The sequence below is a fragment of the Rathayibacter sp. AY1C6 genome (assembly GCF_002931535.1).
Taxonomy (GTDB): domain Bacteria; phylum Actinomycetota; class Actinomycetes; order Actinomycetales; family Microbacteriaceae; genus Rathayibacter.
This window is the reverse complement of the sequence record NZ_PSWC01000007.1, coordinates 117,574-142,716: the sequence shown is the minus strand read 5'-3', so window position 1 is coordinate 142,716 and position 25,143 is coordinate 117,574. Positions and strand designations below refer to the sequence as shown.

The following is a 25,143-nucleotide window of genomic DNA, read 5'->3' as shown; positions in this document are numbered from 1 at the left end:
GTCAGCGGTCCTCGGCGGCGTCCTCCTCGGCCCATTTGCGGCTGTTCTCGTGCAGCCGCTCGAGGGCGTGCTCCGCCTCCTCGCGAGAGGAGAAGGGGCCCACCCGGTCGACGGAGGGGGACACGAAGCCCTGCTCCACCGTGCCGGCCTTGAGGTTGTACCACCAGGAGTTCGCGTCGCCGTCAGCCATGCCGCGATCCTACGCCGCAGCCCGCGTCGGTCCGCACCCCCGCCCTTCGCTAGCATGGCCGCTATGACTGCTGCGGCGACCGCCATCGGGATCGACATCGGGGGAACGGGCATCAAGGGGGCCTCGGTGGACCTGGCCGCGGGCACTCTGCTCAGCGACCGGATGAAGCTCGCCACTCCCCCGGGCGGCACGCCGAAGGACATCGTCGCCACCGTCCAGCAGATCCTCGAGAAGATCCCGGACCTGCCCTCGGACACCCCGGTCGGCATCTGCTTCCCCGCCGTCGTCGTCCACGGACGGACGATGTCGGCGGCGAACGTGTCGGACGAGTGGATCGGCCTCGAGGCCGAGAAGCTGTTCGAGGACGCGATCGGCCGGAACATCTTCTTCGTCAACGACGCCGATGCGGCGGGCTACGCCGAGTCGCGCTTCGGAGCGGCGAAGGACAAGGAGGGCCTGGTCATCATGACCACCCTCGGCACCGGCATCGGGACGGCGCAGATCCACGACGGGATCCTCATCCCCAACGCTGAGCTCGGCCACCTCGAGATCCACGGCGGCGACTACGAGAAGAAGGCCTCGTTCGCCGCCAAGGAGCGCGACGACCTCGACTACAAGCACTGGGCGAAGCGCCTGCAGCGCTACTACTCCCACCTCGAGGCGCTGCTCTGGCCCGATCTCTTCATCGTCGGCGGCGGCATCTCCAAGCACCACGACGAGTTCCTCCCGCTGCTCGACCTGCGCACCCCGATCATTCCGGCGGCGCTCCGCAACAACGCCGGCATCCTCGGCGCGGCCGCGCTCGCAGGGCGGGGCTGAGTCTTTTTCCTCGGCGGTCCCCGCCCGCCGAGGCGCGGTCGGCCTCGGGAGGTGACGCGTTCCGGGGTGCGGACGGCTACGGCGAAACGCCGGCACGCGTTTCGCCGGTTCGCGTGGTGCGTGGCGCCGTGGCGCACGGACGTGATCGGACCTTCGGGGTCCAGCGGTCGCGGTGAGCCACGACGGGGCGGGGGCACCTGGTCCTCGGCGGCGATCCGCAGCGGCGTCTCAGGACCGTCCTCCGGGATCGGCGCCTGCCGGACGTCGTGCTGCAGCGCTTCGTCCGCAGGAGGCAGCGCGAGAGATGGACCGCGCCAGTCCTGTCGAGTGGCGGCGCAAGGATGTATCGAGACCCGGGAACCGCCACGGCAGGCCGTCGCGCTGCCTGCGGGCGGGAGCGCGAGCTCGGCGACCGGCGGAGACGCGAGATGCCCCGCCGGGGCGGGGCATCTCGTGGCGAAGGGGTCGGCTGATACGCCGGGTTCTGTTCACGCCGCGCCTCTCGGCGGGCGCTGGACGGCCATCTCTCTCGGAGCCACGTCGCCGTGACCCTCCAGCGGTCTACCCGAGGACCCGACGAGCAGCCGCATCGTCCTCTGTCTGACCTTGCTCCGGGCGAGGTTTACCGAGCGGACCGGATCACTCCGGCCCCTGGTGGTCTCTTACACCACCGTTTCACCCTTACCGCCGGCCGGAGCCGACGGCGGTCTGTTCTCTGTGGCACTGTCTCGCGGGTCGCCCCGGGTGGGTGTTGCCCACCGCCCTGCTCTGCGGAGCCCGGACGTTCCTCGGCACCACGGCTCTCGCCGCGGTGACGCGACCGTCTTGCCGGCCCGTTCGCCCGTCCAGTGTACGGCTCAGGCGAGGGTGGACTCCTCGCCGCGCACCAGGATGCAGCCGCTGTCGGGGCAGAGGACGACCTCGTCGGGAGCGGAGGCGCGGATCCAGGAGAGGTCCGACTCGGTGAGGGCCACGCCGCTCCCCTCCGACACCTTCCCGCGGAGGAGGGCCGCGCCGACTCCGTAGCGGGCGCGCTGCTTCTCGTACAGCTCGACCAGGTCCTCCGGAAGGGTCGTCACCAGGTCCGCCCGGTCCCGGGCGAGCGCCTCCTGCTTGTCGCGGAGCTTCTCGGCCTGCGCGTCGCGCTCCTCGGCGAGGGTCCCGAGCGAGGCGACGACCTCGTCGCGCTCGGCCTGAGCCGCGGCGACCTCGGACTCGATGCCCTCGATCCGCTCCATCAGGGTCAGCTCGATGTCCTCGAGGTCTCCCCGTCGCTTCACGAGGGAGGTGATCTCGCTCTCGAGCGCGGCGATGTCCTTGGCCGCGGATGCGGTCTGCAGGCGGTCGCGATCGCGGGTGAGCCGCTTCTCGACCACGCTGACGTCGGACTCGATGCGCCCGAGCTCGGTGCGCACGTCCTCGAGGCGCCCTGTGCGCTCGGCGAGGGAGCGGCGGGTCTCGTTGTCGCGGGCCTGCATCGCCTGGATCCGCGCGATCTGCGGGAGCGTCGCGAGGGCGTGGCGCAGCTGCGCGCCCCTCGTGTCCAGACTCGCCAGAGTCAGGAGTTCGCGCTGGTGTGCGGGGCTGGCTTTCACGTGGCGGTCCTCGTTCCCGGCGCGCAGTACGGGCGCGCCGCGTCCATTCTCCCGTGCCCGCGGCGGGTCAGTGCACGATCGCGAAATCCCACGGGTCGGTGCGGGTCTCGCTCACCTCGACGGTGACCGTGGGCAGGGCCTCCCGCAGCGCGGTCGCGGCGACGTCGAGCCACAGCCACTCGCTCGCCCAGTGCGAGACGTCGATGAGGGCGGGCCCGGTGCCGTGCAGGGCCTTCTCGCGCGCCTCGGAGGCCGGGTGGTGCCGGAGGTCGGCGGTGATGAAGACGTCGCTCGTGCGGACGGCGGGGGCGTCCAGGAGCGAGTCCCCCGCTCCCCCGCAGAGCGACACGCGGCGCACGGGCGTCTCGTAGGCGCCCGCGGCCCGCACTCCCCCTGCGGTGGCCGGCAGGAGCTCGGCCACGGCTCCGGCCAGGCGTCCGAGCGTCACCTCCTCGGGCAGGTCGCCCACTCGGCCGAGCCCGATCGACGGGTCGGCGCCCGGGACGAGCGGCGTCGTGCCGGTCAGGCCGAGGCGGGTCGCGATCACGTCCGAGACGCCGTCCGCGACGATGTCGGCGTTCGTGTGGGCCGAGATCAGTGCGCAGCCGCCCCGGATGAGGTCCGCGAGCAGGCGGCCCTTGTAGCCGTCCTCGGCGATCGAGGTGACGCCGCGCAGCAGCAGCGGGTGGTGCGCGACCAGGAGCTGGTAGCCGCCGTCGACGGCCTCCGCGACGGTGTCGGAGACCACGTCGACCGTGAGCAGGATCCGCTCCACCGCGGCGTCGGGGTCGCCGGTGACCAGGCCGGGCGCGTCCCAGCTCTCGGCGGCCGCCTCGGGCCAGAGACGGTCGATGACGGCGTGGACGTCGCGCAGTGAGGGCATGCGTCCAGGGTAGGGCCGCTCAGGGCGGGTGGTCGGTCTCCACGGCGCGGATCTCGGCGCTGGCCGCCGCGTCCAGGTCGGCTCGCGGCGGGTCGTCCGATTCCGGCAGGCGGACGGTGATGCCGCCGTACTGCTCGATCTCGAGCAGGCCCGCGACTCCGGAGGCGGCGAGCATGTGGCCGCCGGTCCCGCCGGTGGCGTCGACGACGTGCGTGTGCAGGCCGGCGACGCTGATCCCCTGGAACGGCTGCCGGCCGACGGGGCCCAGCAGCGTGCCCTCGACGCCGGTCAGCCGGACCTCGTGCTGGTCGCGCATCGCGTCCGCCAGGCGGCGGTAGGGCTCCGCCTGCGCGATCGGCCGGCGCAGGGTCGGCGTCTCCGCCTGCGCGCGCAGGCGGACACCGACGAAGACGTCCGGACAGGGCACGAGCGAGCGCACTGCGGCCAGTCTGCCGAGCGGCGCGATCGGGAGCCGTCGCGGCGCACGGTCGGTGGTCCGTGCTTGCCTGGGGACCATGAACGAGTACCTGCCCTGGGCCGTCGCGGCCGCCCTGCTCCTGGCCCTCCTCATCACGGTCGTCGTCGGCCGCCGACGGCGCACTGCGGCGGGAGCGGCGGCGGAGCAGACCGCGAAGGAGGCCTCGGAGGAGCACCAGCGCACGATCGCCGAGCGCGACCGGAGCCACGAGGCGGCGCTGAAGGCACTGACGCGCGCGCGCGACGCCGAGCGCGACCTCAGTCGTACCGAGCTCGAGACGGCGCAGGAGGAGGCCGAGCAGACCCGTGACGCGCTCGCCAGGACCTGGAGCAGCGAGGCCGTCTCGCACACCCTGATCCGGGAGGCGTGCGCCTCGGCGGGGCTGTCCGGCGTCCTCGCCACGAACGTCGTCTTCGTACCGGTCGAGGCGCGCACGACGCGCCGCTTCCTCGCGCAGATCGACCATCTGCTGCTCACCCGGCACGGCGCGCTCATCATCGAGGCCAAGTACTGGCAGGGGGTCGTCTTCGACGGCGTGCGACCCGGTACCGTCCACCCCTCCTACGGCGTCCTCCTCGACGAGGACGCCCTGCCCGAGGCCTTCGCGGTTCAGATCGCACCGGGGACGGTGTCGCGGTGGACGGTGCGCACGCATGTCGAGCAGCACGTCCCCGCCCGGCAGGTCCGGATCCAGGCCGCGAGGCTCAAGGAGTACCTGGCCCTGCGCGGACTGCCCACGCCGTGGTTCGAGACGGCCGTGCTCTACAGCCACCCCGACGTCAGGACGTACGCGCCCGGATGGCAGGGCACGGGAGCGGCACGGACGAGGATCGTGACGGGAGTCGACGAGCTGACGGACGCTCTGGCCGATCTCGCACGGCGCCCGGGCACCACGATCGGGGAGGACGCTTGGAGCGAGCTCTCCGGATTCCTCGCCGGATGCGGCGGCCATGTGGAGCCGGTCGGGCCGACCCGTGCGTGACCAGCAGGGGGATCCGGTGGCCGGACGGGCACGGTCCTGGCTGGCCTGACCGGCCTGAGCCGGACAGGACGGCGCCGGACAGGACGACGCCAGACCCTATAACGCCGGGAACGACGAAGGTCCGCACTCCCGGAGGAGTGCGGACCTGTTCGGTGGATCCGAGGGGATTCGAACCCCTGACCCCCTGCATGCCATGCAGGTGCGCTACCAGCTGCGCCACGGACCCATGTTGTGTTCTGTCTTGCTTCGTACTGTCCTGCGCTGTCTCCGCCCGGCGGAAGCAACTCGAATAAACTACAACACGATTCGCGTGAAGTGAAATCGAGCGCTGTCGCCGGGCGTGTTCGTCAGTTCGAGGACGTCGACGAGTCGACGGCGACGGGCTGCTCGAGGGTGAACGGCACCGTCGGGCAGTCCTTCCAGAGGCGCTCGAGCGAGTAGTACATGCGGTCCTCCTCGTGGAAGACGTGCACGACGAGGTCGCCGAAGTCGAGGAGGATCCAGCGGCCCTCCGCACGGCCCTCGCGGCGCAGCAACTTGGCGCCGGAGTCGTTCAGGCGGTCCTCCACCTCGTTCGCGATCGCGACCACGTTGCGCTCGGAGCGGCCGGTGGCGAGGAGGAAGATGTCGACCAGCGGCAGCGGCCCCGAGACGTCGAGGGCGACGAGGTCCTCACCGCCCTTGGAGTCGGCGGCGGTGGCCGCGAGCTGGAGCAGGGCGCGGGCGGAATCGGTCGCAGTCATGAAGCCTTCAGTGTCGGTGGTGGAGATCAGAAGATGTTGAGCACGAAGCCGCCGATGAACAGCGCGATCGCGCCGACCAGCAGGACGGCCGCGGTGATCGCGAGGACCACCGGGACGCTCACGCCGGCGCGCTTCTGCGGCGCGATCATCGAGGTGCCGGCGGCGTGCGTGGAGACGGCGCTGGACGCCCGGACCGGCTCGGACTCGCCGGCGGGCTGCTCGCGGTCGATGCGGTCGACGTAGCGGTCCACATCGGGCGAGTCGTAGAGGTTCGGGTGCTGGCCCGTGGAGCCGAGGCTGCGCGGGAGGTCGAACGAGCCGGTGACGAGGATCTCCCCCGTGTCCGTGCCGACGGTCGCGCCGGGGCCCGTGGTCGGCAGGATCAGCGCGTTGGTGGTGGTGACGGCACCGGTGGCGGCGACTCCGCTCGCGATGAGGGAGTCGAACGAGGCGTCCACCTCCTCCTTCGACTTGCTGTCGAGTTCCTCGGTGATGGCGAGGTGCTCGATCGGCGGCTCGAAGCTCCCGGTGATCTCGGTGGCCTTCTCGTCGGCGATGTCGAGGGATCCGCCCACCGACGCGAAGAGCGCGGTGTTCAGGTGCGGCTGCTCGGGCTGCTCGCCGGCCGTCGGCTGCTCGTCGTCCGCGTCCCGCTCGTCGGAGGCGTCCGCGGATGGCGTCTCGCCGTCGGAGGAGGAGCTCTCGATCTCGGCCTCGTGCACCTCGGCCGCGTCGGCCTCGTCGGCGTCCGCGGTCGCATCGGTGGCGGACTCGTCCGCCTCCTCCTCGGACGCCTCGGGGGCGTCCTCGGTGACGACGTCCTCGTCGCCCTCCGGCTCCTGCTCCGCTGCACCCTCGGGCACCGGCTCCGCGTCGCGGGACTCGTCGGCCGCCTCGATCACGGGGACCGCCCCGGTCGGCGGGAGCGCCGAGGCGCGCTCGAGGGCGCCCTCGACGTCGTCGGATCGCTCGTCGTCGGAGCGCTCCTCGTCGGCGGGCGGCTCCGCCTCCGGGGCAGCGGCGACCTTCTCCGCCTGCTGCTGCGCCAGCAGTGCGCGCAGCTCCCGACGGGTCAGCTGGCGGCCCGTGGCGTTCTCGGTGGCGACGATCTCCATCGAGGAGGTGCGCAGGTCGGGCTCGCTCGCGGGGTTCGGCTCGACGGGGGTGATCCGCAGGGCCTGGGTGGGGGTCAGCACCGGCATGTCGCCGGCGGTGGTGGCGGTCGCGGTGGCAGCTCGGCGGGACGTCGTCGGAACGGCGGCGGTCGTGGCCGCACCGGCCTCGCGCCTCTCGCGCTCGCGGATCTCGCGCCGGGTGAGCGGCTTCTCCTCGGGCTGAACTGTCATGACGTGCTCCGATACAGGTGGTGCTTCGAGATGTACTGGACGACACCGTCGGGAACCAGGTACCAGACCGGATGACCCCGGTTGACGCGGCTCCGACAGTCGGTCGAGGAGATCGCCAGTGCCGGAATCTCCAACAAGGATACGTCCTGGGCCGGCAATCCCGAAACGTTGAGGACGTGCCCCGGCCGGCTGACGGCGACGAAGTGGGCCAGCTCCCACAGCTCGTCGTAGTCCTTCCAGCTCAGGATCTGAGCGACCGCGTCCGCGCCGGTGATGAAGAACAGCTCGGCGTCGGGGTGCGCGGCGTGGATGTCGCGCAGGGTGTCGATCGTGTAGGTCGTGCCGATCCGGTCCACGTCGACGCGGCTGACGGTGAAGCGCGGGTTCGACGCCGTCGCGATCACCGTCATCAGGTACCGGTGCTCGGCGGAGGTCACCGTCTTCTTGTGCCACGGCTGGCCGGTGGGCACGAAGACGACCTCGTCCAGGTCGAACGACTGGGCCACCTCGGAGGCGGCGACCAGGTGACCGTGGTGGATCGGGTCGAAGGTGCCGCCCATCACGCCGATGCGCGGACGCCGCGGGCCTCCGCTCGCGGCGGACGTCACGATCGCTGGGCTCCCCGCCTAGTGTCCGTGACCGTGCTGGTCGTGGGAGCCGGCGCCGGTCTTGTGCGAGTGGCGGTTCGCCACGTCGCGGTAGCTCCAGGTGACGAAGCCGAGGGCCGTGAAGGCGACGGCGGCGATCAGGCCGAAGACGATCGGGGGGAACGGCAGCTCCGTGTGGGCCGCTGCTTCGGCGAGGACGGTCGTCGCGAGGGACATGCAGTGCTCCTTGGAGGTCGTGGTCGCCCCGGCGGGGCTCCGACGAGTCTACCCGGACGCCGCTCGACGCCGGATCGCCGGTCCGGGCGCTAGGCGCGGACCTGTCCCGCGCCGCGCAGCAGCCACTTCGTGCTGGTCAGCTCGGGAAGACCCATGGGGCCCCGAGCGTGCAGCTTCTGCGTCGAGATGCCGACCTCGGCGCCGAACCCGAACTCCCCGCCGTCGGTGAAGCGGGTGGAGGCGTTGACCATCACGACCGCGGAGTCGACCTCGGCGAGGAAGCGCTCGGCGCTCCGGAGGTCGTTCGTCACGATCGACTCGGTGTGGTGGGTGGAGTACCGGTCGATGTGGGCCATCGCGGCGTCGAGGTCGTCGACGATCGCGACGGCGACGTCGAGCGAGTAGTACTCCGCGGACCAGTCCTCATCGGTGGCGGGCACCGCGTCGGGCCAGAGCGCCGCGACGCGCTCGTCGCCGTGCACGGTCACTCCCGCTTCCGCGAGCCGGCCGAGGACGGGCGGGAGGAGGCGCTCGGCGGCGTCGCGGTGGACGAGGAGGGTCTCGAGGGCGTTGCAGGTGCTCGGACGCTGCACCTTGGCGTTGTGGACGATGTCCACGGCCCACTGCTCGTCGGCACTGGCGTCGAGGAAGACGTGGACGACTCCGGCGCCCGTCTCGATCACAGGGACGGTCGACTCGGTCACGACCGACTCGATGAGGCCCGCGCTCCCCCGCGGCACCAGGACGTCGACGTAGCCGCGCGCTCGCATGAGGGCCTTCGCGCCCTCGCGGCCGTGGTCGTCGACCGTCTGCACCAGCTCGGCGGGCAGGCCGACGGAGGCGACGGCCTCCTGCAGCAGCTCCACCAGGACGCGGTTCGTGTTCTCCGCGGCCGAGCCTCCGCGCAGGATCACGGCGTTCCCGCTCTTGAGGGCGAGCGCCGCGATGTCGATGGTGACGTTCGGGCGCGCCTCGTAGATCGCTCCGACCACGCCGAACGGGACCCGCACCTGGGTGAGGGAGGCGCCGTTGGGCAGGTTCGATCCCCGCACCGTCTGCCCGACCGGATCGGTGAGCCCGACGACCGCGACGACGGCGTCGGCGAGGGACCCCAGGCGCACCGCATCGAGGCGGAGGCGGTCCTGCAGGCCCGCGCTCATGCCGCTCTCGCGACCCCGCTGGAGGTCGAGCTCGTTCGCCGGGACGACGCGCTCGGCGCTCGAGCGCACCGCGTCGGCGATGGCGAGCAGAGCCCGGTTCTTGAGGTCGGTGGTCGCACTGCGGAGGGAGCGCGACGCGACGCGGGAAGCGGCGAACCGCTCGGTCAGCGCACTGCTGTCGGGGGTCGTCTGCGGCATCCGGCCAGTGTAGAGGCAGACGACCCCGGCGGCGGGAGTCAGCTCTCCTCGACGGCCTCCGTGCCGTCGCCCTCGTCGGCGACGCGCCAGACGCCGCCCTGGCGCTCGCGCTCGAGCTCCGCGCGGGCCTCGGCCTTGGCGTCCATCCGCTCGAAGTAGTCCTCGCGACGCTCGTTGCGCGTCTTGCGCCGGTTGTCCTCGAGGCGGAGGTCCGTTCCGCGGGGCGCGGTGATGAGCTCGGCCGTCGAGGTGAGGGTCGGCTCCCAGTCGAAGACGACGCCGTCGCCGGGGCCGATGACGACGGTGGAGCCGGCGACCGCTCCGGCCGAGAAGAGGCCGTTCTCGACTCCGAGCTTGGCCAGGCGGTCGGCGAGGAAGCCGACGGCCTCGTCGTTCGTGAAGTCGGTCTGCGCCACCCATCGCACGGGCTTGGTGCCCAGGACCCGGTAGACGTTGCCGTAGGAGCCGCCCTCGACGCGGATCTCGAAGTCCTTCTCGTCCACGGCGCGGGGCCGGATGGTGATGCGCTCCACCCGCGGCACAGCGGCCAGCTCGAGGCGGTGCTTCTCGACGATCTCGGCGAGGGCGAACGTCAGCTGGCGGAGTCCCGAGTGGCTGACCGTCGAGATCTCGAACACGCGGTAGCCGCGGCCCTCGAGGTCGGCCCGGACGAAGTCGGCCAGTTCCTGGGCCTCGGGCACGTCGACCTTGTTGAGCGCGATCAGCTGCGGGCGCTCGATCAGCGGCACCTGTCCGTCGCCGACGGGGTACGCCGCCAGCTCCCCGAGGATGATGTCGAGGTCGGTCAGCGGGTCGCGGCCGGGCTCGAGCGTGGCGCAGTCGAGCACGTGGACGAGCGCGGTGCAGCGCTCGACGTGGCGGAGGAACTCCAGGCCCAGGCCCTTGCCCTCGCTCGCGCCCTCGATGAGACCGGGCACGTCGGCGACGGTGAACCGCGACTCCCCCGCCTGCACGACGCCGAGGTTGGGCGCGAGGGTCGTGAACGGGTAGTCCGCGATCTTCGGCTTGGCCGCCGAGATCGCCGCGACGAGGCTCGACTTGCCCGCCGAGGGGAACCCGACGAGCGCGACGTCCGCGACGGTCTTCAGCTCGAGGACGACGTCGCCCTCCCAGCCCGGCGTGCCGAGCAGCGCGAAGCCGGGCGCCTTGCGCTTCGTGGTGGCGAGCGAGGCGTTGCCGAGCCCGCCCTGCCCGCCCGGAGCGATGACGAACCGGAGGCCGGGCTCGTCCATGTCGATCAGCTGGTCGCCGTCCGGCGACTTGACGACCGTGCCGACCGGGACGGGGAGCTCCATGAGCTCGCCGTTCCCGCCCGCGCGGTGGTCGCCCATGCCGGGACCGCCGTTCTCGGAGCTGCGGTGCGGGTGGCGGTGGTAGGCGAGCAGCGTCGTCGTCTGCGGGTCGGCGACGAGGACGATGTCGCCCCCGTGCCCGCCGTTGCCGCCGTCGGGGCCGGCGAGCGGCTTGAACTTCTCGCGACGGACGGAGACGCAGCCGTTGCCGCCGTGGCCGGCACGCAGATGCAGCGTGACGTTGTCGACGAAGGTGACCATGGTGTGAATCCGTCCGTGAGTGCGTGCGGCGCCGGGATGCCGGCGCCGGGGGGCTGTGCCCCGGTAAACGCGCAAGGGGCGAGCCGAAGCCCGCCCCTTGCGTCCTGTGCCTGTGCGGCCGAGGAGGTCGACCCTACTGGGCGGCCGCCACGATGTTGACGACCTTGCGGCCGCCCTTGCTGCCGAACTCGACAGCGCCCGCCGAGAGGGCGAACAGGGTGTCGTCGCCACCGCGTCCGACGTTCGCGCCGGGGTGGAAGTGCGTGCCGCGCTGACGGACGATGATCTCGCCCGCGTTCACGACCTGGCCGCCGAAGCGCTTGACGCCGAGACGCTGCGCGTTCGAGTCGCGACCGTTGCGAGTGGAGCTCGCGCCCTTCTTGTGTGCCATTTCTCATCTCCTCGAGACCGGGGGGCCGCAGCCCCGTGCTGTTGCCCTGCAGGGCGATGGCTCGCTCCGCAGGTCAGCTCAATTCCTTTGCAGGACTACTTGATGCCAGTGACCTTGACGCGCGTGAGGTCCTGACGGTGCCCCTGGCGCTTCTTGTAACCGGTCTTGTTCTTGAACTTCTGGATGATGATCTTCGGACCACGGAGGTCCTCGAGCACCTCGGCGGTGACGGTGACGCCCGCGAGGGTCGCCGCGTCCGAGGTGATCGACTCACCGTCGACGAGCAGCACGGCAGGAAGCTGCACGGTGCCGTTCTCGTCGGCCTTGACGCGGTCCATCGTCACGATGGTGCCGACCTCGACCTTCTCCTGCCGACCGCCGGCGCGCACAACTGCGTAAACCACTTCTCGTACCTGTTTCTCGTCTGGACGGAGCGGAGGCCTCGTCCGGGGCTTGTAGGGACGGGGCTGAGCCCCGGTCTTCCGGTTCGTACCCGTCTCCTCACGACACGAGGGAACCGGCACCGCGGCCCGCGCCCCGTGAGGGGCGGAGCGACAACGGAAATCTGCGTGAGCACATGGATCGCGCCACACCAACGGTCAAGAGTACGGGATCCGCGCTCCACGGTCAAACGCACACGACTGCGAAGCCGTGTCCACCCGACCGGCGACCCCGTCACGATAGTCGAGGAGGAGGCGCGTGGACGGACGGCGCGCCGCCTACGATCGGGGAATGGCCATCCTCGTCGACGCCGCGCGCTGGCCGGCGCACGGCCGGCTGTGGGCGCACCTCGTGAGCGACGTCTCGCTCGAGGAGCTCCACGACTTCGCCCGCCGTCTCGGCGTGCCCGAGCGCGGCTTCGACCTGGACCACTACGACGTGCCCGAGGAGCGGATCGACGAGCTCGTCGCCGCGGGCGCGGTCCCCGTCGGCGCGCGGGAGCTGGTCGAGCGGCTGAGGCGGAGCGGGCTCCGCGTCCGCGGGCGCGACCGGGACGCCGAGAGGGCCCGGCGCCGGCTCTCGCCGGGCACCGGGCCCTCCTGACACCGGGTCGCGCTACTGGTCGGCGCGGCGCGGGGTCTGCTCGGGGATGACCGCGACTCCGGTGAGCGCGGCCGTCGTGACGCGGCGGCTCTTCGCACGGCCCTGGCCGGGCTGCTTCGGGGCCGGCAGAGCGTCGAGCACGGAGTCGAGCAGGTGCTCGGCGACCTCGCTGCGGACGCGGCGCGGAGGCGTGACCGGCGCGATCGGGATGTCGAGGATCGGCGCGGCAGCGGCCGGCTCGATCTCCTTCTCGACCGGGGTCTCGACGGGAGCCGGCTCGACGGACGCCGTCTCGGCGGCCTCCTGGCGCGGCTCGCGGTCGCGGCTGCGACGACGGCGCTCGCCCCGGGCGGGACGCTCGCCGCGACGACTCGGCTCGGACGGCTGCTCCTCGGGTGCCGTGGCGGACTCCTCCGGCGCCATGGCCTCGACGGTCTCGGCGGCGTCCTCGACCAGCGCGGCCGCCTCCTCCGCCGCCTGGCGCACGGCCTGGGGGTGGATGGTGCTGGCGGCGATCTGCGCGAGCGCGTTCTTCGCGTCGTCCGTGATGGCGTGGGTGCTGATCGGCTTGGTCGCCGGCGCGCCCTGCCCGTTCTGCCCGCCGTTCGAGCGCCCGGAGGCGGCGGGCTGCTGCTCGCCGCCCTTGCCCCGGCGGCGCTGCTCCTGCTGCGGAGCGGCGGTCGACCGGTGCTTGAGCACGGGGTCGTGGTGGACGATGACGCCGCGTCCGGCGCAGATCTCGCAGTTCTCGCTGAAGGTCTCGAGCAGGCCCAGGCCCAGCTTCTTGCGGGTCATCTGCACGAGGCCGAGCGAGGTGACCTCGGCGACCTGGTGCTTCGTCCGGTCGCGGCTCAGGCACTCGACCAGGCGGCGGAGCACGAGGTCGCGGTTGGACTCGAGCACCATGTCGATGAAGTCGACGACGATGATGCCGCCGATGTCGCGCAGGCGCAGCTGGCGGACGATCTCCTCGGCCGCCTCCAGGTTGTTCTTCGTGACCGTCTCCTCGAGGTTCCCGCCCGAGCCGACGAACTTGCCGGTGTTGACGTCGACCACCGTCATCGCCTCGGTGCGGTCGATCACGAGCGAGCCGCCGCTGGGCAGCCACACCTTGCGCTCCAGCGCCTTCTCGATCTGCTCCGTGATGCGGAACTCGTCGAACGCGTCCTTCTCACCCGTGTAGACCTCGACGCGCTCGAGCAGATCGGGTGCGACCTGGCTGAGGTAGAGCTCGATGGTCTCGCGGGCGTCGTCGCCGGCGATGACCATCTTCTCGAAGTCCTCGTTGAAGACGTCGCGGACGATCTTGATCAGCAGGTCCGGCTCGCTGTGCAGGAGAGCGGGAGCCTGCCCGGTCCCGGCCTTCGCGCTGAGAGCCGTCCACTGCGCGGTCAGGCGCTCGACGTCGACGGTCAGCTGCTCCTCCGTGGCGCCCTCGGCCGCGGTCCGGACGATGACGCCCACGTTCTCGGGCAGCACCTCCTTGAGGATCTTCTTCAGGCGGGCCCGCTCGGTGTCCGGGAGCTTCCGCGAGATGCCGTTCATCGAGCCGTTGGGCACGTAGACGAGGTAGCGGCCGGGGAGCGAGATCTGGCTCGTGAGACGGGCGCCCTTGTGGCCGACGGGGTCCTTCGTGACCTGGACGAGGACCCGGTCGCCGGGCTTGAGCGCGAGCTCGATCCGGCGGGGGCCGCCGGCGTTGTTCGCGGCGTCCCAGTCGACCTCGCCGGAGTAGAGCACGGCGTTGCGCCCGCGTCCGATGTCGACGAAGGCGGCCTCCATGCTCGGGAGGACGTTCTGCACGCGGCCGAGGTAGACGTTGCCGATGAGCGACGCCTCCTGCGAGCGGGCGACGTAGTGCTCGGCGAGGACGCCGTCCTCGAGCACGCCGATGCGGATGCTGTCCTCCTTCGAGCGGACGACCATGACGCGGTCGACGGCCTCCCGGCGGGCGAGGAACTCGGACTCGGTGACGACCGTGCGGCGCCGGCCGGCGTCGCGGCCGTCGCGGCGGCGCTGCTTCTTGGCCTCGAGGCGGGTCGAGCCCTTGATGCGCTGCGGCTCGGTGATGAGCTCGGGCTCGCGGGCCTCGCGCTGCTCGCGCGGCTGGCGGACCCGGACGACGGTGTTCTCGGGGTCGTCGGAGCCGGACCTCTCGCTCTCGCCGCTGCGGCGGCGCGAGCGGCGGCGGACGGAGCCCTGCTCCTCGGCCGAGCTCTCGCGCTCCTCCTGGACGCCCAGCGGCGCACCGCGGGGAGGCAGCGGAGCCAGTTCGACGTAGTCGGGCAGGACCGGCGCCTGGAACAGCAGCGACGGGCTCGGCAGTGCGGGCCGTCGCGGCTCCTCCTGCTCGGCGCCCGGGGTCTGCGGGAGGGCGTTGAAGAACACCGCGCCCGTCGACGTCGACGGCTCGGCCGCCTCCGCGGCGCTCCCGGTCTCGGGCAGCTCGGTGCCCTCGGCTCCGGCCTGGTCGGTCTCGTTGCTGTCGATGATCGTCTCCCCTGTCGCTGGCGCGCTCGACTCGGTCCGCCGGGTCGCCCGACGGCCACCGAAGAGGCGGCTGATCTTCCTGGCCCCGCTACGGGGCCCGTCGCGGTCCGGATCGGATCCGCTCGTACTGTTGTCTTCCACCATTCCTGGTGCACTCCTCGGCCGGGTCGTCCGCCGCGTCGTCTTCCCGGATGCTTCTCTCGTGCGAGGGGCCTCGGCCCGCCGCGAATCCTTCCGCTCCCCCGGTCCCGTCGCGCTCGTGGCGCGGGACTCCGGTTGCAGCTGCACTCTCGGAACTGACTATCCGACACGCGCTCCTCCGCGGTGCGACCTGCGGTCGACTCCCGGCGGAGCGGAGATCCGGCGCGTCCATTCGCGGAACGCTGTCGATCTCCTGTGGCCCGGTACTCGCCCGGTAAACCTTCTTCGCGTCGATGCGGGGTCCCCCGGACCGACGGCTCCGATTATCGCACGCATTCCCAGAGGCGCCGATCCGGCGCGTGCCATAATCCCCCGGTGTCCAGCGATCCCGGGGTGCGCGACGCCCCCACCCAGCAGCGCCCCGTCGTCTTCGCCGTCCTGCTGATCGTCCTCGGCGTGATCGGCTGGACCGCCGCCTTCGCCCTCACGAACGACAAGTTCGCCGCTCTCGAGAACCCGGATGCGGGCCTCGGCTGCGACTTCAGCCTGCTCGTGCAGTGCAGTGCGAACCTGAACTCGGCGCAGGGCGCGGTCTTCGGCTTCCCGAACCCTCTCATCGGCCTGGCGGCCTGGATCGCGCCGATCGTGGTGGGGCTGGGCCTGCTCGCAGGCGCCCGGTTCGACCGGTGGTTCTGGGCGGCCTTCAACGTCGGCTTCCTGCTGGCCCTGGTGTTCGTGGGCTGGCTCATCGCGACGAGCGTCTTCGCGCTCGGAACGCTCTGCCCCTGGTGCATGCTCACCTGGGCCGTCGTCATCCCGGGCTTCTGGCTGGTGACGCTCCGCAACCTCCGTGAGGGCGTGTTCCCCGTCCCCGCCGGGGTGCGCCGCTTCGCCGGTGCCGCCTACGGCTGGGTCCCGTTCATCACGCTGCTCTGCTACCTGCTGATCGCGGTGATCGCGCAGGTGAGGCTGAACGTGCTCGCCTACCTCTGACGGACGTCGTCAGAGGCAGGCGGCCGAGCGGCTCAGGCGAACCAGAGGCCGAGCTCGCGCGCGGCCGACTCCTCGGAGTCGGACCCGTGCACGAGGTTCTGCTGGACCTTGAGGCCCCAGTCGCGGCCGAGGTCGCCGCGGATGGTGCCGGGAGCGGCCGTGGTCGGGTCGGTGGTGCCGGCGAGGGCGCGGAAGCCCTCGATCACACGGTCGCCCGCGATGCGCAGGGCGACGATCGGGCCGCTCTCCATGAACTCGACGAGCGGCTCGTAGAAGGGCTTGCCCTCGTGCTCGGCGTAGTGGGCGGCGAGCAGCTCGCGGTCGGCCTCGACGAGCTTCACGTCGACGAGGGAGTAGCCCTTCGCCTCGATGCGGCGGAGGATCTCGCCGGTGAGGTTGCGGGCGACGCCGTCGGGCTTGACGAGGACGAGGGTCTCCTGAGTGGCCATGGTTCAGCGGTCTCCTTCGGTGGGGTCGGTGGGCTCCGCCGCCCGGCGCGTCTGAGCGTCGAGGCGGGTGCCGGTCACCATGCAGTACGTCCACAGCGCCACGAAGGCGGCGCCGATCACGTACATGATCGGGACCAGCAGGCCCGAGGCCACGATAACGAACTGGAGCACCCAGCCGATGCGGAAGCCGACCGGCCGGTTCAGCAGGCCCAGAGTGGCGACGAGCGCGAGGCAGACCACCGCTCCCCCGACCAGCACGATCACGGGGTCGGCCGCCTTCAGCCCGAAGGCCACCAGGGTGGCGAGGAAGACGATGACCGCCTCGAAGCCGAGCACGATCGAGCCGAGGCTCTCCCGGACGGTCCGCGAGCGCCGCGGGCGCCCGGCCCTCACGCGCCCAGCCAGTTCTCGTCGCGGGCCGCGGTGATCGTGCGGCCGACGAGGGTGATCGAGCCCGTGACCAGCAGGGCGCCCTTGTCGGTGCGCGCCGCGAGGACGCGACCGGCCGTGAGAGCACCCAGCGGGTCGTCGGCGACGCGGACCGCCTCCTCCGGGAACAGGGTGCGGGCGAGCGCGGCGAGCTCCTCGGCGGGCATCGCCCGATCGCTCGGCGCCGTGGTCACGATCAGCTCGTCCACCACGGGGCGGAGCTCCCGGAGAATCCCCTCGGCGTCCTTCTCGGCCAGCACGCCGAGGACGGCCGTCACGCGGTCGAAGTCGAAGTAGCGGCCGAGAGCGGCGGCGAGGGACGCGGCACCGTGCGGGTTGTGCGCCGCGTCGACGACGGTGCGCGGAGCGAGTCCGACGAGCTGCAGGCGGCCCGGGGAGGTCGCGGCGGCGAAGCCCTCGTCGAGGACGTCGCCGGTGAGCTCCTGCGTCCCGCCTCCCAGGAACGTCTCGACCGCGGCGACGGCCACGGCGGCGTTCTCGGCCTGGTGGTCGCCGAAGAACGGCAGCAGCAGCTGCTCGTACGTGGTGACGAGTCCCCGGACGGTGACGACCTGGCCGCCGACGGCGACGGTCGTCGACTCGACGTCGAACTCCGCCCCCTCGACGACGATCGTCGACTCGGTGGCCTCGGCCGCGTGCCGCAGCACCGCCTCCGCCTCCGGGACCTGCCTCGCGGAGACCACCGAGGCGAGCGGCTTGACGATGCCCGACTTGGTGCGCGCGATCTCCTCGATCGTCGAGCCGAGGCGGTCGGTGTGGTCGAGGGCGATCGGCGTGAAGACGGCGACCTGCGCGTCGGCGACGTTCGTCGAGTCCCACTCGCCGCCCATCCCCACCTCGACGACGGCCACATCGACCGGCGCGTCGGCGAAGGCCGCGTAGGCCAGGACGGTGATCGCCTCGAAGAAGGACAGCGGCGCCTCGCCCTGCTCGGCCAGCTCGGCGTCGGTCATCCGCAGGTACGGCTCGACGTCCTGCCAGTTGTCGGCGAGGCTCCGGTCCGAGATCGGCTCTCCGTCGATGACGATGCGCTCGTTGAAGCGCTCGAGGTGCGGACTGGTGAACAGGCCCACCCGCAGCCCGTGGGCGCGCAGCAGGCTCTCGATCATCCGGCTGGTCGAGGTCTTGCCGTTGGTTCCGGCGATCTGGATCACCGGGTAGGCGCGCTGCGGGTCGCCGAGGATCTCGACGGCGCGCCGGGTCGGAGCGAGGCGCGGGCGGATGCTCGCCTCGCCCAGGCGCTCCAGCAGCGCGGCGTAGACGGCGTCGGCGGCCGCGCGGTCGGCGTCGTCCGGCTCGAACGGATCAGACATCGGCGGCCTCGACCTTCTCGACGCGGATGATGGCGGTGCCCGCGGGGCCGACGGCGATCGCGCCCTCGCCGCCCTCGAGAGCCGTGGTGAGCGGAGTGAACGCGCATCCGGTCGCGAGGGTCTCCTCCGCGATCCAGAGCGCGTGCGGCTCGAGCGCCTGCAGGCTCGGCTCGTCGAGCACGACCTCCAGGACGATCCGGTCGCTGACCTCGAACCCGGCCGCCTTGCGGGCGTCCTGCACCGCGCGGATGAGGTCGCGGGCGAGCCCCTCCGCTTCGAGCTCGGGGGTGGTCGCCGTGTCGAGGAGCACGAAGCCCCCGCGCGGGAGCAGGGCGATGGCGCGGTCGTCGCCGGCCGAGCCGCCGACCTCGAGCGTGAGCTCGTACTCGCCCTCGACCAGCTCGACGCCGCCGGCGGTGACGACGCCGTCCGTCTCGCTCCAGTCGCCGGCCTTGGCGGCCCTGATCACGGTCTGCACGCCCTTGCCGAGCCGGGGCCCGGCGGCGCGCGCGTTGACCGCGAGACGGGAGGTGACGCCGTAGTCGGCGGCGCTGGAGTCGACCAGCGGCACCAGCGACACCTCCTTCACGTTCAGCTCGTCGCGGAGGATCGCCTCGAACGGCGCGAGCTCGGCGGCGTCGGCGACCACCACGGTCAGGCGCGCGAGCGGCAGGCGGACGCGGAGCCCGGCCTGCTTGCGGAGGGAGAGCGCGGTGGACGAGATGCCGCGGACCGCGTCCATCGCGTGCACGAGCGCCGGGTCGGCGGGGAACTCGTCCGCCTCCGGCCAGTCGGTGAGGTGGACGCTGCGGCCGCCGGTCAGGCCCTGCCAGATCTGCTCCGTGACGAGAGGCAGGAGCGGGGCGGCGACGCGGCACACGGTCTCGAGGACCGTGTAGAGCGTGTCGAACGCCTCCGATCCGCGGCCGTCCTCGTCGACGCCCTGCCAGAAGCGGTCGCGGGAGCGGCGCACGTACCAGTTCGTGAGCACGTCGCTGAAGTCGCGGAGCGCGGCGGCCGCGAGCGTGGAGTCCAGCGCCTCGAGCCGGCCGGTCACCGTCTCGACCAGATCGCGGGTCTTGGCAAGCAGGTAGCGGTCGAGGACGTCCTCGGAGCCGGTGCGCCTGGTCGCCTCGTAGCCGCCGCCCGCCGAGGCGTTGGCGTAGAGGGAGAAGAAGTACCAGGTGCTCCACAGCGGCAGCAGCACCTGGCGGACGCCCTCGCGGATGCCCTCCTCCGTCACGACGAGGTTGCCGCCCCGGAGGACCGGGCTCGACATCAGGAACCAGCGCATGGCGTCGGAGCCGTCGCGGTCGAAGACCTCGGCCACGTCCGGGTAGTTGCGCAGCGACTTGGACATCTTCTGCCCGTCGTTGCCCAGCACGATGCCGTGGCTGACCACGTTGCGGAACGCCGGGCGGTCGAAGAGCGCGGTGGAGAGCACGTGCAGCGTGTAGAACCAGCCGCGCGTCTGCCCGATGTACTCGACGATGAAGTCCGCCGGGTTGTGGGTGTCGAACCAGTCGGCGTTCTCGAACGGGTAGTGCACCTGGGCGAAGGGCATCGATCCGGAGTCGAACCAGACGTCGAGGACGTCGCTGATCCGGCGCATCGTCGAGCGCCCGGTCGGGTCGTCGGGGTTCGGGCGGGTCAGCTCGTCGATGAACGGCCGGTGCAGGTCGTCCGGGCGCACGCCGAAGTCGCGCTCCAGCTCGTCCAGCGAGCCGTAGACGTCGATCCGCGGGTACTCCGGGTCGTCGCTCTTCCACACCGGGATCGGCGAGCCGAAGTAGCGGTTGCGGCTGATGGACCAGTCGCGCGCGCCCGAGAGCCACTTGCCGAACTGGCCGTCCTTGACGTTCTCGGGGACCCAGGTGATCTCCTGGTTGAGCTCCTCCATGCGGTCGCGGATCGCGGTGACGCGGACGAACCAGCTCGAGACCGCCTTGTAGATCAGCGGATTGCGGCAGCGCCAGCAGTGCGGGTACGAGTGCTCGTAGCTCGCCTGGCGGAGCAGACGGTGGCCCGCGCGCAGGAGCTGCGTGAGGGGCTTGTTCGCGTCGAAGACCTGGAGGCCGGCGACCTCGCTGATCTGCGGCAGGAAGCGGCCGCCGTCGTCGACCGAGATGATGACGGGGATGCCCGCCGCCTCGCAGACCTTCTGGTCGTCCTCGCCGTAGGCGGGCGCCTGGTGCACGATGCCGGTGCCCTCGCTGGTGGTCACGTAGTCGGCGACGAGGATGCGCCACGCGTTCTGCGTGTCCCAGGCCTCGGTGTCCGCGTAGTGGTCCCAGAGGCGGTCGTAGCTGATCCCCTCGAGCTCGGAGCCGCGGTGGGTGCGCGAGACGGCGGCCAGGGCCGACTCCGCGTCCGGATAGCCGAGGTCCTTCGCGTAGGCGCCGACCTGGTCGATGGCGAGCAGGTACTCGGCCGAGAGCTCGCGCTCCTCGGGCTCGCCCCTGCCGTCGGCCGCGCCGTTCGGGCCGGCGGGGACGACCGCGTACTCGATGTCGGGCCCGACGGCGAGCGCGAGGTTCGTCGGCAGCGTCCACGGCGTCGTCGTCCACGCGAGAGCGCGGACCGCCGTCAGCTGGAGCGCCTCCGCCGTCTCGCCGACCAGCGGGAAGGTGACGGTGACCGTCTGGTCCTGGCGCATCTTGTAGACGTCGTCGTCCATCCGCAGCTCGTGGTTCGACAGCGGCGTCTGGTCGCGCCAGCAGTACGGCAGCACGCGGTGGCCCTCGTAGGCGAGGCCCTTGTCGTAGAGCTGCTTGAACGCCCAGATCACCGACTCCATGAAGGTGGGGTCGAGCGTCTTGTAGTCGTCGTCGAAGTCGACCCAGCGCGCCTGGCGGGTGACGTAGTCCTGCCACTCCCCGGTGTAGCGCAGCACCGACTCCTTCGCGGCGGCGTTGAAGGCCGCGACGCCCATCTCCTCGATCTGGGACTTGTCGGTGATGCCGAGCTGCCGCTCCGCCTCGAGCTCGGCGGGCAGGCCGTGGGTGTCCCAGCCGAAGCGGCGGTGCACCTGCCGTCCGCGCATCGTCTCGAAGCGGGGGAAGACGTCCTTGGCGTAGCCGGTGAGGAGGTGCCCGTAGTGCGGCAGGCCGTTGGCGAAGGGCGGGCCGTCGTAGAAGACCCACTCCGGCGCTCCCTCGCGCTGCCGGATCGACTCCTGGAAGGTGTCGTCCGCCTTCCAGTACGCGAGCACGCGCTCCTCGATCTCGGGGAAGCGCGGCGACGGGGACACGCCCCCCGCTGACGCGTTCCCACTCGATCGGCTGTCACGGGCCGCACCCGTCCGGGTCTACTGGGCGCAGGCCGGAGCCGGCGCCGTTCTTCCGGAGACTCACCGGTGATGGCCGGGTCGAAGTCGTCCGGCGCTATCCTAGCGCGTCGGGGGAAGCGGAGCAGGAGCGGTTCATGGTGCGAGGAGTGCAGCGCGGACGGCCCCGCGCGTCGTCGCGCTCCATGCTCGAGGACGCCGCACTGGACCTCTTCGTCGAGCAGAGCTACGCGGGCACGACGATCGAGCAGATCGCCCAGCGCGCGGGCGTCTCGCGCAACACCTTCTTCAACTACTTCGAGTCCAAGAGCGACGTCTTCTGGGTGCTGGTCGACGACCGGCTGGCCGAGCTCCCGGAGGCGCTGGCCGAGACGGCGGCAGAGGCGCCGGTGATGGACGCGCTCGGCGACGCGCTGCTCGCGATCGGCTCCGGCTTCGGACCCGCGACGGTGCCGTGGGTGCTCACCCAGTCCGACATGATCGGCAGCGTCCACGAGCTGCAAGCGTCGGCCCTCGGCCGCCTCGCCCGGCAGGCGGCCGTCATCGCCCGCTTCGTGGAGGAGCGGAGCGCGCGCCCGCTGCCCTCGCACCTCTCGCGCGCCATCGCCTACGCGAGCGTCGGAGCCGCGGTGGCGGCCGTGCAGGCCTGGGCCGCGGCGGGCCCCACCCGCGGCGAGCTCGTGCCCTACCTCGACGAGGCGCTCGCGCCCGTCCGCGCCGGCTTCGCCCCCGTCGTCGACTGACCCGGCTCCCGCCGCTCCGGTAGAATCGTCGCGGCCGGCGGGCGACTCGCCCCGGAGCCCCCATCCAGGCACCATCACCACCGACACGGTGCCGCCCATAGCGAACCGGAGCATCATGACCCTCGCCGACCGCCTCCCCGCGAAGCCCGCCCTCGAGGGCCTGGAGGGCACGTGGGGCCTCCGCTGGCAGACCGACGGGACCTACCGGTTCGACCGCACCGGCCTCACCCGCGCCGACGTCTACTCGATCGACACCCCGCCGCCCACCGCGTCCGGGTCGCTGCACATCGGGCACGTCTTCTCCTACACGCACACCGACGTCGTCGCGCGGTTCCAGCGGATGCGCGGCAAGAGCGTGTTCTACCCGATGGGCTGGGACGACAACGGCCTGCCCACCGAGCGCCGCGTGCAGAACTACTACGGTGTGCGCTGCGACCCGACGCTCCCCTACGAGCCCGGCTTCACACCTCCGTTCGAGGGCGGCGACAACAAGAGCAGCAAGGCCGCCGACCAGAAGCCGATCTCGCGCCGCAACTTCGTCGAGCTGTGCGAGCGCCTCACCGTCGAGGACGAGAAGCAGTTCGAGGACGTCTGGCGCGCACTCGGCCTGTCCGTCGACTGGTCGCAGAGCTACCGGACCATCGGCGACGAGTCGCAGGCCGCCTCGCAGCGCGCCTTCCTCCGCAACCTCGCCCGCGGCGAGGCCTACCAGGCGCAGGCCCCGACGCTCTGGGACATCACCTTCCGGACCGCCGTCGCCCAGGCGGAGCTCGAGGACAAGGACCAGCCCGGCGCCTACCACCGCCTCGGCTTCCACCGCGACGGCGGCGAGGACGTCTTCATCGAGACGACCCGTCCCGAGCTGCTGCCCGCCTGCGTCGCCCTCGTCGCGCACCCCGACGACGAGCGCTACCAGGCGCTGTTCGGCACCACCGTCCGCACGCCGCTCTTCGACGTCGAGGTCCCGGTGCTCGCGCACCACCTCGCGCAGAAGGACAAGGGCTCGGGCATCGCGATGATCTGCACCTTCGGCGACATCACGGACGTGGTCTGGTGGCGCGAGCTCGACCTGCCCAACCGCGCGATCATCGGCTTCGACGGCCGCCTGATCTCGGAGGCTCCCGCCGCGATCACGAGCGACGCGGGCCGCGCCGCCTACGAGCAGCTCGCCGGCAAGACCGTCTTCTCCGCGAAGCAGGCCGTCGTGGCGCTGCTGAAGGAGTCCGGCGAGATGGTCGGCGACCCGCGCCCCATCACGCACCAGGTCAAGTTCTTCGAGAAGGGCGACAAGCCGCTCGAGATCGTGTCGACCCGCCAGTGGTACATCGGCAACGGCGCTCGCGACGCGGTGCTCAAGGAGCGCCTGCTGGAGCTCGGCCGCGACGTGCGCTTCGTGCCGGAGTTCATGCGCGTCCGCTACGAGAACTGGGTGAACGGCCTCTCCGGCGACTGGCTGATCTCGCGCCAGCGCTTCTTCGGCGTGCCGATCCCGGTGTGGTACCCGCTCGACGGCGACGGCAACCCCGTCTTCGACTCCCCGATCGTGCCGGACGAGGCGGCGCTGCCGGTGGATCCCTCCAGCGACCCGGCCCCCGGCTACACGGAGGACCAGCGCGGAGCGGCGGGCGGCTTCCAGGGCGAGCTCGACGTGATGGACACCTGGGCGACCTCCTCGCTGACCCCGCAGCTCGCGGGCGGCTGGGAGCGGGACGACGAGCTCTGGCAGCTGGTCGCTCCCTACGACCTGCGCCCGCAGGGCCAGGACATCATCCGCACCTGGCTCTTCTCGACCCTCCTGCGCTCGCAGCTCGAGGACGGCCGCGCCCCGTGGAGCACGGCGACCGTCTCCGGCTTCATCGTCGACCCCGACCGCAAGAAGATGTCGAAGTCGAAGGGCAACGTGGTCACTCCCGCCGCGATGCTCGAGCAGCACGGCTCGGACGCGGTCCGCTACTGGGCCGCCTCCTCGCGCCTGGGCACCGACGCGGCCTTCGATCCGCAGAACCCGACGCAGATCAAGATCGGCCGCCGACTGGCGATCAAGATCCTCAACGCGGCGAAGTTCATCCACGGCTTCCCTCTCGCCGAGGGCGCCGAGGTCACCGACCCTCTCGACCTCAGCATGCTGGCCACCCTCGACACCGTGGTCGCCGACGCGACGACGGCGCTCGAGAACTACGACCACGCCCGCGCCCTCGAGACGACGGAGGCGTTCTTCTGGACGTTCTGCGACGACTACCTGGAGCTGGTGAAGGAGCGCGCGTACAGCGAGGACGGCGCGTCCGCCGCGGCCGCCCTGCACCGGGCGCTCGACGTCCTCCAGCGCCTGTTCGCGCCGTTCCTGCCGTTCGCGACGGAGGAGACCTGGTCGTGGTCGCACGACGACTCGGTGCACCTGCGCCCCTGGCCGGCCGTCGAGGGCCTGGGCGGCGACCCCGCCGTCCTGGCCGCGGCGAGCTCGGTCCTCACGGCCATCCGGCGCGCGAAGACCGATGCGAAGGCCTCGCAGAAGACGCCGGCCCGCTCCGCCCTGGTGACGGCGCCCGCCGAGCTCGTCGCGTCTCTCCGACTCGCCGCGGGAGACCTCGCGGCCGTCGGCAGGATCGCGACGCTCGACTTCGCCGAGGGCGACGCCCTCGCGGTCGGCATCGAGCTCGAGACCGAGGCGTAGCGCCGCTCCCGGGAGGCGGGAATGGTCCCGCCTCCCTCCCCACCGTCGAGAGGACCCCTCCCATGCAGCTCGGAACCCGCTGGTCGGTCGGCCAGGTGCCGCCGCAGACCCTCCCCGAGATCGTCGTCACCGCCATCGGCGACGTCGAGGGCGAGCTCACCGCGGCCGGCACGGCGACCGCCGACTGGCGCTGGACGCTCACCTGGCTCGAGGGCAGGCCCGTCCTCGAACTCGACGACGGCACGACGATCACCTACCGTCCTGACGAGGACGCTGCCTACATCACGCAGCCGCAGGGCCGCGTGGAGGGCGAGGACGACGACGACTGGGGCTGACGCCCCTTCGCGGCGCGGTCGCCGAGCCCGGTGAGCGCGCGCGTC

24 protein-coding genes, 1 tRNA gene and 1 other RNA gene are annotated in these 25,143 nt (G+C 71.9%); 7 read left to right on the top strand and 19 right to left on the bottom strand.

What is annotated here, in order from left to right; all coding sequences use genetic code 11:
• Window position 1: 1 nt before the first annotated feature.
• Window positions 2–190, bottom strand: coding sequence for an SPOR domain-containing protein (locus C5D36_RS06805; protein ID WP_104223671.1), 189 nt, complete (start codon window positions 188–190; stop codon window positions 2–4).
• 63 nt (window positions 191–253) lie between these two features.
• Between C5D36_RS06805 and ppgK the strand changes: the two genes are divergently transcribed.
• Window positions 254–1,009, top strand: coding sequence for a polyphosphate--glucose phosphotransferase (ppgK, locus tag C5D36_RS06800; protein ID WP_104239180.1), 756 nt, complete (start codon window positions 254–256; stop codon window positions 1,007–1,009).
• A 457-nt stretch (window positions 1,010–1,466) separates the two neighbouring features.
• Here the strand turns inward: ppgK and rnpB are convergent.
• The 4 genes from rnpB to C5D36_RS16785 all read right to left on the bottom strand — a co-directional run bounded on the left by rnpB (window position 1,467) and on the right by C5D36_RS16785 (window position 3,926).
• Window positions 1,467–1,845, bottom strand: an RNA gene (gene rnpB / locus C5D36_RS06795) — RNase P RNA component class A.
• Between the two features lie 21 nt (window positions 1,846–1,866).
• Window positions 1,867–2,604 carry a zinc ribbon domain-containing protein gene (locus C5D36_RS06790; RefSeq protein WP_104226713.1) on the bottom strand — a complete coding sequence of 246 codons (738 nt, stop codon included), beginning with the start codon at window positions 2,602–2,604 and terminating at the stop codon, window positions 1,867–1,869.
• A 67-nt stretch (window positions 2,605–2,671) separates the two neighbouring features.
• Window positions 2,672–3,487 carry a Nif3-like dinuclear metal center hexameric protein gene (locus C5D36_RS06785; protein WP_104257395.1) on the bottom strand — a complete coding sequence of 272 codons (816 nt, stop codon included), beginning with the start codon at window positions 3,485–3,487 and terminating at the stop codon, window positions 2,672–2,674.
• A gap of 19 nt (window positions 3,488–3,506) precedes the next feature.
• Window positions 3,507–3,926: an acetolactate decarboxylase gene (locus C5D36_RS16785; protein ID WP_181072797.1), complete on the bottom strand. Its 420-nt coding sequence runs from the start codon at window positions 3,924–3,926 to the stop codon at window positions 3,507–3,509.
• Between the two features lie 76 nt (window positions 3,927–4,002).
• Between C5D36_RS16785 and C5D36_RS06775 the strand changes: the two genes are divergently transcribed.
• Entirely contained in the window at window positions 4,003–4,947 is a 945-nt protein-coding gene (locus C5D36_RS06775; RefSeq protein ID WP_104295485.1) for a nuclease-related domain-containing protein, read from the top strand.
• A gap of 153 nt (window positions 4,948–5,100) precedes the next feature.
• Here the strand turns inward: C5D36_RS06775 and C5D36_RS06770 are convergent.
• From C5D36_RS06770 to rplU, 9 genes are all read right to left on the bottom strand, one after another.
• Window positions 5,101–5,173, bottom strand: a tRNA-Ala gene (locus tag C5D36_RS06770).
• 121 nt (window positions 5,174–5,294) lie between these two features.
• On the bottom strand, window positions 5,295–5,690 hold the full coding sequence (gene rsfS, locus C5D36_RS06765) for a ribosome silencing factor (protein ID WP_104223676.1): 396 nt from the start codon (window positions 5,688–5,690) through the stop codon (window positions 5,295–5,297).
• A gap of 26 nt (window positions 5,691–5,716) precedes the next feature.
• Entirely contained in the window at window positions 5,717–7,036 is a 1,320-nt protein-coding gene (locus tag C5D36_RS06760) for a hypothetical protein (RefSeq protein WP_104295484.1), read from the bottom strand.
• Entirely contained in the window at window positions 7,033–7,644 is a 612-nt protein-coding gene (gene nadD / locus C5D36_RS06755; protein WP_104223678.1) for a nicotinate-nucleotide adenylyltransferase, read from the bottom strand. The genes C5D36_RS06760 and nadD overlap by 4 nt, the downstream gene beginning before the upstream one ends.
• Before the next feature lie 18 nt (window positions 7,645–7,662).
• The gene (locus C5D36_RS06750) at window positions 7,663–7,860 is read right to left on the bottom strand and encodes a hypothetical protein (RefSeq protein WP_104223679.1); all 198 of its coding nucleotides are present in this window, start codon (window positions 7,858–7,860) and stop codon (window positions 7,663–7,665) included.
• A gap of 89 nt (window positions 7,861–7,949) precedes the next feature.
• Window positions 7,950–9,218, bottom strand: a complete 1,269-nt coding sequence (locus C5D36_RS06745; protein ID WP_104295483.1) for a glutamate-5-semialdehyde dehydrogenase — start codon at window positions 9,216–9,218, stop codon at window positions 7,950–7,952.
• A gap of 38 nt (window positions 9,219–9,256) precedes the next feature.
• On the bottom strand, window positions 9,257–10,792 hold the full coding sequence (obgE, locus tag C5D36_RS06740; RefSeq protein WP_104295482.1) for a GTPase ObgE: 1,536 nt from the start codon (window positions 10,790–10,792) through the stop codon (window positions 9,257–9,259).
• Between the two features lie 133 nt (window positions 10,793–10,925).
• A complete protein-coding gene (gene rpmA, locus C5D36_RS06735; protein ID WP_068209107.1) occupies window positions 10,926–11,183 on the bottom strand; it encodes a 50S ribosomal protein L27 in 258 nt (85 codons plus the stop codon).
• 95 nt (window positions 11,184–11,278) lie between these two features.
• Entirely contained in the window at window positions 11,279–11,587 is a 309-nt protein-coding gene (gene rplU, locus C5D36_RS06730) for a 50S ribosomal protein L21 (RefSeq protein ID WP_104223682.1), read from the bottom strand.
• Between the two features lie 328 nt (window positions 11,588–11,915).
• Here rplU and C5D36_RS06725 point away from each other — a divergent pair, with 328 nt between their 5' ends.
• The gene (locus tag C5D36_RS06725) at window positions 11,916–12,227 is read left to right on the top strand and encodes a DUF4031 domain-containing protein (RefSeq protein ID WP_104226718.1); all 312 of its coding nucleotides are present in this window, start codon (window positions 11,916–11,918) and stop codon (window positions 12,225–12,227) included.
• 12 nt (window positions 12,228–12,239) lie between these two features.
• Here C5D36_RS06725 and C5D36_RS06720 read toward each other — a convergent pair whose 3' ends face one another.
• The gene (locus C5D36_RS06720) at window positions 12,240–14,861 is read right to left on the bottom strand and encodes an Rne/Rng family ribonuclease (protein WP_104295481.1); all 2,622 of its coding nucleotides are present in this window, start codon (window positions 14,859–14,861) and stop codon (window positions 12,240–12,242) included.
• A 372-nt stretch (window positions 14,862–15,233) separates the two neighbouring features.
• Here C5D36_RS06720 and C5D36_RS06715 point away from each other — a divergent pair, with 372 nt between their 5' ends.
• Window positions 15,234–15,851 carry a vitamin K epoxide reductase family protein gene (locus C5D36_RS06715; RefSeq protein ID WP_258062881.1) on the top strand — a complete coding sequence of 206 codons (618 nt, stop codon included), beginning with the start codon at window positions 15,234–15,236 and terminating at the stop codon, window positions 15,849–15,851.
• 32 nt (window positions 15,852–15,883) lie between these two features.
• Here the strand turns inward: C5D36_RS06715 and ndk are convergent, their stop codons facing one another.
• Genes ndk through ileS form a run of 4 tightly spaced genes read right to left on the bottom strand, consistent with a single transcriptional unit; the run spans window position 15,884 to window position 21,313 of the window.
• Window positions 15,884–16,300: a nucleoside-diphosphate kinase gene (gene ndk / locus C5D36_RS06710; protein ID WP_104223686.1), complete on the bottom strand. Its 417-nt coding sequence runs from the start codon at window positions 16,298–16,300 to the stop codon at window positions 15,884–15,886.
• A gap of 3 nt (window positions 16,301–16,303) precedes the next feature.
• Window positions 16,304–16,693: a DUF4233 domain-containing protein gene (locus C5D36_RS06705; RefSeq protein WP_258060376.1), complete on the bottom strand. Its 390-nt coding sequence runs from the start codon at window positions 16,691–16,693 to the stop codon at window positions 16,304–16,306.
• Window positions 16,690–18,063 (bottom strand): folylpolyglutamate synthase/dihydrofolate synthase family protein, encoded by a 1,374-nt coding sequence (locus C5D36_RS06700; protein WP_104295479.1) that lies wholly within the window; start codon window positions 18,061–18,063, stop codon window positions 16,690–16,692. Before C5D36_RS06700 ends, C5D36_RS06705 begins: the two co-directional genes overlap by 4 nt.
• Entirely contained in the window at window positions 18,056–21,313 is a 3,258-nt protein-coding gene (gene ileS / locus C5D36_RS06695; protein ID WP_104295478.1) for an isoleucine--tRNA ligase, read from the bottom strand. Before ileS ends, C5D36_RS06700 begins: the two co-directional genes overlap by 8 nt.
• Window positions 21,314–21,486: 173 nt before the next feature.
• Here ileS and C5D36_RS06690 point away from each other — a divergent pair, with 173 nt between their 5' ends.
• The 3 genes from C5D36_RS06690 to C5D36_RS06680 all read left to right on the top strand — a co-directional run bounded on the left by C5D36_RS06690 (window position 21,487) and on the right by C5D36_RS06680 (window position 25,098).
• Window positions 21,487–22,092, top strand: a complete 606-nt coding sequence (locus C5D36_RS06690; RefSeq protein WP_104254919.1) for a TetR/AcrR family transcriptional regulator — start codon at window positions 21,487–21,489, stop codon at window positions 22,090–22,092.
• A gap of 115 nt (window positions 22,093–22,207) precedes the next feature.
• Window positions 22,208–24,763 carry a valine--tRNA ligase gene (gene valS / locus C5D36_RS06685; RefSeq protein ID WP_104226723.1) on the top strand — a complete coding sequence of 852 codons (2,556 nt, stop codon included), beginning with the start codon at window positions 22,208–22,210 and terminating at the stop codon, window positions 24,761–24,763.
• Between the two features lie 62 nt (window positions 24,764–24,825).
• Complete coding sequence (locus tag C5D36_RS06680) at window positions 24,826–25,098, top strand: hypothetical protein (protein WP_104261275.1); 273 nt, start codon at window positions 24,826–24,828, stop codon at window positions 25,096–25,098.
• Window positions 25,099–25,143: the final 45 nt, after the last annotated feature.

Bases quoted from the DNA above. Each gene is read 5' to 3' on its own strand.
- C5D36_RS06775 (WP_104295485.1), top strand. From the start codon at position 4,003: ATGAACGAGTACCTGCCCTGGGCCGTCGCGGCCGCCCTGCTCCTGGCC.
- obgE (WP_104295482.1), bottom strand. From the start codon at position 10,792: ATGGTCACCTTCGTCGACAACGTCACGCTGCATCTGCGTGCCGGCCAC.
- C5D36_RS06690 (WP_104254919.1), top strand. From the start codon at position 21,487: ATGGTGCGAGGAGTGCAGCGCGGACGGCCCCGCGCGTCGTCGCGCTCC.
- C5D36_RS06725 (WP_104226718.1), top strand. From the start codon at position 11,916: ATGGCCATCCTCGTCGACGCCGCGCGCTGGCCGGCGCACGGCCGGCTG.
- rsfS (WP_104223676.1), bottom strand. From the start codon at position 5,690: ATGACTGCGACCGATTCCGCCCGCGCCCTGCTCCAGCTCGCGGCCACC.
- C5D36_RS06745 (WP_104295483.1), bottom strand. From the start codon at position 9,218: ATGCCGCAGACGACCCCCGACAGCAGTGCGCTGACCGAGCGGTTCGCC.
- C5D36_RS06700 (WP_104295479.1), bottom strand. From the start codon at position 18,063: ATGTCTGATCCGTTCGAGCCGGACGACGCCGACCGCGCGGCCGCCGAC.
- C5D36_RS06750 (WP_104223679.1), bottom strand. From the start codon at position 7,860: ATGTCCCTCGCGACGACCGTCCTCGCCGAAGCAGCGGCCCACACGGAG.
- rpmA (WP_068209107.1), bottom strand. From the start codon at position 11,183: ATGGCACACAAGAAGGGCGCGAGCTCCACTCGCAACGGTCGCGACTCG.
- C5D36_RS06805 (WP_104223671.1), bottom strand. From the start codon at position 190: ATGGCTGACGGCGACGCGAACTCCTGGTGGTACAACCTCAAGGCCGGC.
- C5D36_RS06785 (WP_104257395.1), bottom strand. From the start codon at position 3,487: ATGCCCTCACTGCGCGACGTCCACGCCGTCATCGACCGTCTCTGGCCC.
- C5D36_RS06760 (WP_104295484.1), bottom strand. From the start codon at position 7,036: ATGACAGTTCAGCCCGAGGAGAAGCCGCTCACCCGGCGCGAGATCCGC.
- ndk (WP_104223686.1), bottom strand. From the start codon at position 16,300: ATGGCCACTCAGGAGACCCTCGTCCTCGTCAAGCCCGACGGCGTCGCC.
- ppgK (WP_104239180.1), top strand. From the start codon at position 254: ATGACTGCTGCGGCGACCGCCATCGGGATCGACATCGGGGGAACGGGC.
- C5D36_RS06720 (WP_104295481.1), bottom strand. From the start codon at position 14,861: ATGGTGGAAGACAACAGTACGAGCGGATCCGATCCGGACCGCGACGGG.
- C5D36_RS06680 (WP_104261275.1), top strand. From the start codon at position 24,826: ATGCAGCTCGGAACCCGCTGGTCGGTCGGCCAGGTGCCGCCGCAGACC.
- valS (WP_104226723.1), top strand. From the start codon at position 22,208: ATGACCCTCGCCGACCGCCTCCCCGCGAAGCCCGCCCTCGAGGGCCTG.